Here is a 2,598-nt window from a genome sequence, read left to right on the forward strand (position 1 = left end):
GAAAGCTTGCTGAATGAGAGGTTGCAGACCTGAGGCTGCAATCCCGAAATGAAGGCACCGCGCAGCGGCAAGCTTTCCAGCCTGTCACTGCAGTCACTGAAACATAGCCAGCGAGCGTTAGCACGTGTTGAAAAAGCGAAGGGAGATCCAAGAGGGAAAAAGCATTTTTCCCTCTTGGTCGGTTTCAGCGCGAAAGGCCGAGTGATAACCGTTATTAAGAAACCGAAATTATCTCAGTCGGAAGTTAATTTATCCCGCGAGTTTACTCGGCAAAGAAGCTCTGTTTCAATGCCCGCTCCACACCCCGCAGCTCTGCTAATCCGCGTAAGCGGCCAATCGCCGAATATCCCGGATTGGTTTTTTTATGCAAATCATCCAGCATCTGATGGCCGTGATCCGGACGCATCGGGATTGCGCGCAGGTTACCGGCTTTGCGGCGGGTTTGCTCTTCGGTCAGAATCGCTTTGATAACTGCAACCATGTCCACGTCGCCGTCCAGATGATCGGCTTCGTGGAAGCTCCCAGGGACTTCTTCGCGCTGCGTGGCGCGCAGATGGATGAAGTGAACACGGTCGGCGTAGGTCGTCATCATCTTCACTAAATCATTGTCTTCGCGAACGCCGTATGAACCGGTGCAGAAACAGAAACCGTTGTGGATGCTGTCGACGGCTTCTTTCAGCCACTGCATATCTTCAATGGTGGAGATAATGCGCGGCAGGCCGAGGATAGGGCGCGGAGGATCATCCGGGTGAACCGCCAGACTGATCCCGCACTGCTCGGCTACCGGCACGATGCTGCGCAGGAAGTGCGCCATGTTTTCGCGCAGTTTGGCTTTATCGATGCCGTCGTAAGTGGCGAGACGCGCACGGAACTGATCCAGCGTATAGCCTTCTTCCGCGCCCGGTAAACCGGCAATAATGTTAGACACCAGCTGGTCTTTTTCCGCCTGTGTCATCGCAGCAAAGTAATCCGCAGCCTGTTTTTGCTCTTCCGCGCTGTAATCGGATTTAGCGCCTTCACGTTTCAGAAGATGCAATTCGAAAGCGGCGAACGCGATGTGGTCAAAACGCAGGGCGCGGGAACCGTCCGGCAATAAATAACCCAGATCCGTGCGCGTCCAGTCCAGAACCGGCATGAAGTTGTAGCAGACCGTATCGATGCCGCATTCCGCCAGGTTATGGATAGATTGCTGATAATTGGCGATGTGCTTCTCAACATCTCCGCTGCGGGTTTTGATTTCCTCATGCACCGGAATACTTTCTACCACTGACCACACCAGACCTTTCGCTTCCAGCTGTGCCTGACGTTTTTTGATTTCATCCACCGGCCAGACTTCACCGTTCGGGATATGGTGCAGGGCGGTCACCACGCCGGTCGCGCCAGCCTGACGCACATCATCGAGTGAAACCGGGTCATTCGGGCCGTACCAACGCCAAGTCTGTTCCATGTGTTTTCCTTAAAAGTGTTATCTGACATCTGAATGTAGTTGACGCATGGCCGGTGATAAGTTCAATCTTAATGCGCGGTCTGGTCAGGTGGTCTGCTGGTCAGGCCATCAGACCGACATATGATTCAGCATCGAACCGATCATTAATGTGATCGGGATAACAGATTTGGGATCCAGCACCTGCATGGAGAAAATAATGGATTTGCCGACCCTGAAAGTCGAAAGGCTCTATCGCCAGATTTCTAATGTACTGATTAATTGCATTAATACCGGCCAGTTCGCGCCGGGAGCGATGATCCCTTCAGAGCGCGATCTGGCCAAACAGCTGGGCGTCAGCCGTTCTTCCATCCGCGAGGCGCTGATTGCGCTGGAGATCACCGGCTGGGTGGAAATCCGCACAGGCACCGGCGTTTACGTCAACGACCCGCTCCCGCAAGCGCCCCCCGCTACGCCGGTGATGTCGTCGGAAGAAGAGTTCAGCCTGCAATCGCTGGTCAGGGCGCGGCAGATTTACGAATCAATGACCGCCGAACTGGCCGCGCTGAACGGCACGGATGATCAGCGGGCCAAACTGAAAGAAATCGCCGATGAGCTAAATAGCCTGAATGCCAACAACGACGCGTTTCTGGAAGCCGACCGTCGGTTTCATCTGATGATTAGCGAAATGACCGGCAACGAAGTCCTGCACGACATGATGGGATACCTGTGGGACAAACGCCGTTCCCGCCGGTTTATGCGGCTTGAAAGCCATTACACCGAAGTCGATTTCGCCCGTGAAATGAATGCTGACCATCAGGGGATTTTGGACGCCATTCTGGCGAAAGATGGTGCAGGGGCGAAGGCAAGAATGAGCCGGCATTTACAGCATGTGTATGACCAGTTATTTGCGGAATGACAGTGTCAATGCCGGACACAGGCGGTTTTTAAATTCAACACCAACACCTTGGGCTCGCCGCCCAAACTGGCCCAGAGGACGCGTAAGCGCGCGCCCTCTGGACTCCCGCGCTTCTTCACTGCGCGCTGTCGCTCGCTGGCTATGTTTCAGCAGCCGCAGCGACAGGCTGGAAATCTTGCCGCTACGCGGTGCCTTCATTTCGGGATTGCAGCCTCAGGTCTGCAACCTCTCATTCAGCAAGCTTTCTGAATCGCCC

Annotated in this window: 2 protein-coding genes; one reads left to right on the forward strand and one right to left on the reverse strand. The window is 54.5% G+C overall.

Translation table 11 applies throughout. The annotated features are described in order from the left end of the window. Positions 1-262: 262 nt before the first annotated feature. Positions 263-1,447: a mannonate dehydratase gene (uxuA, locus tag J8X26_RS26835; RefSeq protein ID WP_208952567.1), complete on the reverse strand. Its 1,185-nt coding sequence runs from the start codon at positions 1,445-1,447 to the stop codon at positions 263-265. Between the two features lie 196 nt (positions 1,448-1,643). Between uxuA and J8X26_RS26840 the strand changes: the two genes are divergently transcribed. Next, the gene (locus J8X26_RS26840) at positions 1,644-2,342 is read left to right on the forward strand and encodes a FadR/GntR family transcriptional regulator (RefSeq protein WP_208952568.1); all 699 of its coding nucleotides are present in this window, start codon (positions 1,644-1,646) and stop codon (positions 2,340-2,342) included. Positions 2,343-2,598: the final 256 nt, after the last annotated feature.

This window comes from Rahnella sp. ChDrAdgB13, from assembly GCF_017655185.1.
GTDB lineage: Bacteria > Pseudomonadota > Gammaproteobacteria > Enterobacterales > Enterobacteriaceae > Rahnella > Rahnella contaminans.